The sequence below is a fragment of the Streptomyces sp. MS191 genome (assembly GCF_008042125.1).
Taxonomy (GTDB): Bacteria; Actinomycetota; Actinomycetes; order Streptomycetales; family Streptomycetaceae; genus Streptomyces.
Window position 1 is genome coordinate 1,959,638 of the sequence record NZ_RDBI01000040.1, and the last position, 6,276, is coordinate 1,965,913.

5 protein-coding genes are annotated in these 6,276 nt (G+C 73.0%); all 5 read right to left on the reverse strand.

Annotation, left to right across the window (positions count from 1 at the left end; all coding sequences use genetic code 11):
• Window positions 1-180: 180 nt before the first annotated feature.
• Window positions 181-1,320, reverse strand: a complete 1,140-nt coding sequence (galK, locus tag EAO71_RS15950) for a galactokinase (RefSeq protein ID WP_147978334.1) — start codon at window positions 1,318-1,320, stop codon at window positions 181-183.
• Entirely contained in the window at window positions 1,317-2,285 is a 969-nt protein-coding gene (gene galE / locus EAO71_RS15955) for a UDP-glucose 4-epimerase GalE (RefSeq protein WP_147978335.1), read from the reverse strand. Before galE ends, galK begins: the two co-directional genes overlap by 4 nt.
• The gene (gene galT / locus EAO71_RS15960; RefSeq protein ID WP_147978336.1) at window positions 2,282-3,325 is read right to left on the reverse strand and encodes a galactose-1-phosphate uridylyltransferase; all 1,044 of its coding nucleotides are present in this window, start codon (window positions 3,323-3,325) and stop codon (window positions 2,282-2,284) included. The genes galE and galT overlap by 4 nt, the downstream gene beginning before the upstream one ends.
• A gap of 217 nt (window positions 3,326-3,542) precedes the next feature.
• Window positions 3,543-4,232, reverse strand: a complete 690-nt coding sequence (locus tag EAO71_RS15965) for a helix-turn-helix transcriptional regulator (RefSeq protein ID WP_147978337.1) — start codon at window positions 4,230-4,232, stop codon at window positions 3,543-3,545.
• A 301-nt stretch (window positions 4,233-4,533) separates the two neighbouring features.
• Window positions 4,534-6,276 (reverse strand): outer membrane protein assembly factor BamB family protein (locus EAO71_RS15970; protein WP_147979329.1); only part of this gene is annotated, 1,743 nt, incomplete at its 5' end.

Consider the following 6,276-nt stretch of genomic DNA (forward strand, 5'->3'; position numbering starts at 1 on the left):
ACCGGTGCTGTGCATCAGAGTACGGGCGAGCCGCGGAGGGGGAAGCCGATTCACAGAACTGGTCGTCAGGGGAGTGACGCATGAGCCGCACGGGTCGAAACCCGACAGAAGTCGACAGTTCCGAAGGCCGCGAGCGCGCAGGGGCCCCGTCCGCCGGGCCCCCGCGCGGGGGTGGTGGCGTCACAGGCGCCGGGCGCCCGCCGCGGGGATCGCCGCGAAGACGCCCGGCGCGGTGAACCCGGCCTCGGCGAACGCCTTGCCCACCGCGGCGGACACCGACTCGGCCGCCGACTCCTCGACCAGCACGATCGCCGAGCCGCCGAATCCGCCGCCCGTCATCCGTGCGCCGAGCGCCCCGGCCGCTCCGGCGGCCTCGACGGCGAGGTCGAGTTCCGGGCTGGAGACCCGCAGGTCGTCCCGGAGCGAGACGTGGCCCTCGGTGAGCACCGGGCCGACGCCCCGGACATCGCCGGCGTCGAGGAGGGCGATCGTCCGCTCCACCCGGTGGTTGTCCGACACGACGTGCCGGACGTAGCCGCGCACGGTCTCGTCGCTCAGCCGCGCGAGTGCGCCGGACAGGTGCGCGGCATCGACCTCGCGCAGCGTGCGCACGCCGAGCGCCCGCGCGCCGGCCTCGCAGCCGGCGCGCCGCTCCGCGTACGCGCCGTCCCCGAGAGCGTGCTTCACGCGGGTGTCCACGACCAGCAGCCGCAGTCCCTGCGCGGCCAGGTCGAAGGGCACCTGACGGTACGACAGGTCGCGGGTGTCCAGGAACAGGGCGTGGCCCTCGGCCGCGCACGCCGACGCCATCTGGTCCATCACCCCGCAGGGCACCCCGACGAAGGCGTTCTCGGCCCGCTGGGCGAGGACGGCGATCTCGGGACGGCTCAGGCCCAGGCCGTACAGGTCGTCGAGGGCCAGGGCGGTGACGACCTCCAGGGCGGCGGAGGAGGAGAGCCCGGCGCCGGTCGGCACGGTCGAGGCGAGGTGGACGTCCGCCCCGGTGACCGGGTGGCCCGCCTCGCGCAGGGCCCAGACGACACCGGCCGGGTAGGCGGCCCAGCCGGTGCCGGAGCGGGGTTCGAGGCTGTCGACGTCGAGCTGGACGACCCCGCCGTCGACGTCGGCGGAGTGGACCCGCAGCACGCCGTCGGTGCGGCGCGAGACGGCGGCCACCGCCGTGTGCGGGAGAGCCAGCGGCATGACGAAACCGTCGTTGAAGTCGGTGTACTCACCGATCAGGTTGACCCGTCCCGGAGCCGCCCAGACGCCCTCGGGCCGTGCTCCGTACAGTGCCGCGAACTCCCCCGCCACGCTCATGCCTGTCCCTGCTCCCTCTTGTTCGCGAACGCCCACGCGTCCTGCACGATGCCCGCCAGGTCCGGGCGGGACGGATTCCAGCCGAGCCGCTCCCGCGCGGTGTCGGCCGAGGCGACCAGGACGGCCGGATCGCCGGCCCGGCGCGCGGCCACGACCTCGGGGACCGGGTGGCCGGTCACCTTGCGCACGGTCTCGACGACCTCGCGGACGGAGAAGCCGTTGCCGTTGCCCAGGTTGCAGATCAGGTGCTCGCCGGAGGTCATGGCGCCCAGGGCGAGCAGGTGGGCCTCGGCGAGGTCGGCGACGTGGATGTAGTCGCGCACACAGGTGCCGTCGGGCGTCGGGTAGTCGTCGCCGTAGACGTTGATCGCCTCGCGCTTGCCCTGGGCCACCTGGAGGACCAGCGGGATGAGGTGCGACTCGGGGTCGTGGCGCTCGCCGCAGTCGCCGTAGGCGCCGGCCACGTTGAAGTACCGCAGGGAGACCGCGGCCAGGCCGTGCGCGGCGGCCTCGCCGCTGATCATGTGGTCGACGGCGAGCTTGGTGGCGCCGTAGGGGTTGGTCGGGGCGGTCGGCGCCGACTCGGTGATCGGGACGCTCTGCGGCTCGCCGTAGGTGGCGGCGGTGGAGGAGAAGACGAGCCGGCGCACCCCCGCCTCGCGCATGGCGGCGAGCAGTGCCATCGTGCCGCCGACGTTGTTCTCCCAGTACTTCGCGGGGTCGGCGACCGACTCGCCGACCTGCGAGAAGGCGGCGAAGTGCAGGACTCCGTCGAAGGAGGGGTCCAGCCACCGGGCCGCGTCCTGGATGCGGCCCTGGACGAAGGTCGCCCCGGCCGGGACGCCCTCGCGGAAACCGGTGGAGAGGTCGTCGAGGACGGTGACCTCGTGGCCCGCTTCCAGCAGGTGCTGCGCGACCGTGCCGCCCACGTAGCCGGCCCCGCCCGTCACCAGATACTTGCTCACTTGCTCGCTACCTCTCGGAGTCTGTGTGCCGCGGACTCCGGTGGCACGTCGTTCATGAACGCGCCCATGCCGGACTCGGTGCCCGCGAGGTACTTCAGCTTGCCAGAGGCCCGGCGCACGGTGAAAAGCTCCAGGTGCAGCGCGAACTCCTCCCGCCGGTCGTCCGTGAACGGCGCCTGGTGCCAGGCGGCGATGTACGGCGTCGGCGGCTCGCCCGGGCCGAAGATCCGGTCGAAGCGCCTCAAGAGTTCCAGGTAGACCTGTGGGAACTCTGTGCGGGCGGCGTCGTCGAGCGCGCGCAGGTCGGGCACCCGGCGGACCGGGTAGAGGTGGACCTCGTACGGCCAGTGCGCGGCGTAGGGCACGAAGGCGATCCAGTGCTCGCCCTCCAGGACGACCCGTACGCCGTCCGCGCGCTCGCGGGCCACGACCTCGTCGAAGAGGTTGCGCCCGGTGCGCTCCCGGTGCTCGGCGGCGTTGCGGCGCATGAGCGCGGTCCGGGGGGTGGTGTAGGGGAAGGCGTAGATCTGGCCGTGCGGGTGGCCCAGGGTGACGCCGATCTCGGCTCCCCTGTTCTCGAAGCAGTAGACCTGCTCGACGCCCGGCCGCTCGGCGAGTTCGGCCGTGCGGTCGGTCCAGGCGTCGAGGACCAGGGCGGCCCGGTCGGGGGTGAGGTCGGCGAAGGAGGCGTCGTGGTCGGAGGTGAAGCAGACGACCTCGCAGCGGCCGGCCTCTCCGGCGAGGGAGGGGAAGCGGTTCTCGAAGACCGCGACCTCGTAGCCGTCGGCCGGGATCTCGCTCCGCCGGCCGTCCCGGGACGGGCAGAGCGGGCACTCGTCGGCCGGCGGGTGGAAGGTGCGGCCCTGGCGGTGCGAGGCGACGACGACGCTGTCGCCGAGGAGCACGTCGTGGCGGACCTCGGAGCGGGACGCGACGGGGTCGAGCGGACGGGTGTCGACGGCGTCGCGGACGGTGCCGTCGCCGGCGTCGTAGTAGATGAGCTCGCGCCCGTCGGCCAGGGTGGTGACGGTCTTCTTCACGGGAGTGCCTCCGTGCGCAACCAAACAGAACCACGCACAAGGAACCACAATCAAACATCCGCGTCAACGCCGACGACGGCTTTCGCGTAGGACCGACCCACCTGGGGGACGGCGCGAGGCAGTGGCGCGACACCCGGGCAGGGACGGGCCCGCCCGGGAGCCGGCCGGGCGGCACCCTTCAGGGACGGCTCTGAGCACCCTGCCGGACGGACACTCCCTAGCCGCGCGGCGCGCGGGGCGCGGGAACGGGCGCGTGGTCCAGCAGGCCGGTGCGGGCGGCGAGCGCGGCCGCCTCCAGTCGCGAGCCGACCCCCAGCTTCATCAGCACGCGCTGCACGTGCGTGCGCGCGGTGCTGGCGGCGATCCCCATCCCCGCGGCGATCAGCCGGGTGTCCTCGCCCTCGGCCACCCTGACCAGGACCTCCACCTCGCGCGGGGTCAGCATCCGCAGCAGCCGCTGCCCCTCGTCGTCGGGCTGCGCCACCGGGTTGAGCAGCTCCGCGAAGGCGCCCTGGAGGAGCTGCGGCGCCACCGCCGTCTCCCCCGCCCGCGCCTTCATCAGGGCGCGCTCGACGCCCTCGATGCGCTCGTCGTGCCGTACGTACCCGGAGGCGCCGGCCGCGAAGGCCGCCGCGATCCCGCGCGGCGAGGGCACCGGCCCCAGCACGACCACGGCGACCTGGGGCCGCTCCCGCTTGATCCGCACGATCGGGTCGAAGGCGCCCGGTTCGGCCGGCGCAGCCGTGCCGAGCAGACACACCTCCGGCGCCCGGCTCACGACCAGCTCCGCCGCGCCCGCGACCGGCGCCGCCGCCGCGAGCACCCGGTGCCCACGGAGCTTCAGTGCCGAGGCGAGCGCCTCGGCGAGCAGACGGTGGTCGTCGACCACCATGAGCCGCACGCCCATCGAGCAACCCCTTATCCCCCCTGGAGCCGTCCCCCGGCTCCAGCGACCCTGATGCCCCGGCAAGTTACACGGTCCTTTGGGCCGACGTGCCCCGAACTCCTACGGAAGACCGCCCAGGGACCGAAATGACCCCGCCTGAGCACAAATTGCCGTGCCGTCAGGCGTGGCAGGCCACTCGTCCGGGGCGGCCGCCGGCGGCCCGCGAGCAGGAACGGGACGGCGAACGCGGACGCCCGGGGGTGCCGACGCGCGTGGGCCCCCTCCGGTCGTCCGGAGGGGGCCCACGGTCACTGCACGGGGATCACTGCGCGGCGCGGAAGGCGATCGCCAGGTACTCCTTGTCGTTCGTGGAGGAGGACTCGCGCGGCTTGCTCAGCAGCGTCTGCGAGATGAAGAACCGTCCCGAGGCGTAGCGGTACTCCGAGCCGTTCTCGGTGAAGCCCGTCTCCGCGTCCCGGACGGCCTTGTCCGCCGGGTTCTCCAGCAGCACCGTCTCCTTCATGGTGCCGCCGTCGATGGAGACGACCTTCCCGCCCTTGTCGTACGGGGGGTGCTTGTAGGCGATGAGGTTGCCGCCGTCCATGCGCATCGGCATCAGCGTGTAGCGGTCGCCCGCGTCCGCCTTGCCGCCGGCCTGCTTGCCGGTGGCCAGGTCGAACGAGAGGATCTCGTTCGTCTCGTCGCCGTACTCGCCGGTGCTGCCCTCGTGCTCCTCGGTCGGCAGGTAGAGCCGGCCGTTGCCGACGAGCGCCTTGCTGCAGGACTCGACCTTGGTGGAGCGGCAGCTGGCCGCGTACCGGTCCGCGTCCGCGGTGATCTTCGCCTTCAGCTTGCCGGTCTGCTCGTCGATCGAGAAGAAGTCCGAGATGCCGCTGCCGTCGCCGGCGGTGTCGCCGACGTCGGCCGCCACGACCAGCGGCTTGGTGGACACGATCGAGGCGTAGTCGACGCCCGCGGGCATCTTGTACTGCGAGATCGGCGCGCCGGTCGTCGGGTTGAGGTTCTGGATCGTCACGGTCTGCGAGCCGTACGGGCCGCACTTGCGGGCGGCGACCAGACCCGCGCCGCCGCCGTAACCCATGTCGTAGCAGTTGTCGGCGTTGGGCTGGGGCTTCCAGCGGGGGTTGCCGTTGCCCAGGTCGAAGGCGGCGCCGCCGTCCGTGCCGCCGGCCGCGACCGTGGTGCCGCTCAGCGTGATCTCGCTGAAGCGCACCTTGCCGTCGCCTCCCGATCCGCCGGTGACGTGGGTGGACCACAGCAGCTTCCCGGTGTTGAGGTCGACGACGCCGACCTCGGTGCACTTCTGGTAGTACTTCGGCGCGACGCGCTTGGCCTCCTCGAAGAGGATCGCCGTCTTGTTGTCGGCGGTGACGTGACGCGAGGCGCCGCAGACCTGGCCGGCGAGCGGCAGCGTCCAGAGCGGGGTGCCCTTGTCGATGTCGTAGCCGACGACCGAGTCGACGCCCGGCTTCACGTACGCCTTGTCGGTGAGCCAGGAGCCCGACACGTCCGTGATGTCCGGGACCTTCGGCACGGGCAGCTGGAAGGCCACCTGTCCCTGGACGTCGGCCGGCGGCTTCTCCTTGCCGTTGCCGCCGATCCCGCCGGTGCCGCCGGTGCCCTGGGGGGAGCCGGAGCTGTTCTTGGCGGTGTCGTCCTTCTCGTCGCCGCCGCCGGAGGTCGCGTACCAGACGCCACCGCCGATGAGCAGCACCACGGCCACGGCCGCGGCGATGATGATCTGCATCTGCGAGGAGAGCTTCTTGCCGCCGGACGGGCCGCTCTGGCCCGGCTGCGGGTACTGCGGCTGGGTCGGGTACCCGTACGGCTGCTGCTGCGGGTAGCCGTACGGGGGCTGCGTCGGGGGCTGCTGCGGGTAGCCGTACGGCGGCTGCTGCGGCTGCTGCTGCTGCTGCGGGTAGCCGTAGGGCTGCTCATCGGCGGMGGCGTCTGGTACGCGACCTCCGGCGGCGGCGACGAGAAGGACGACACCGCCAAGAACAGCTCCGGCTCCCCCCAGGGCACCGGCGGCACCGGCGGGATC

Coding starts and splice junctions, on each gene's coding strand:
- galK (WP_147978334.1), bottom strand. CDS start 1,320: ATGAGCGTGGCGGGGGAGTTCGCGGCACTGTACGGAGCACGGCCCGAG.
- EAO71_RS15965 (WP_147978337.1), bottom strand. CDS start 4,232: ATGGGCGTGCGGCTCATGGTGGTCGACGACCACCGTCTGCTCGCCGAG.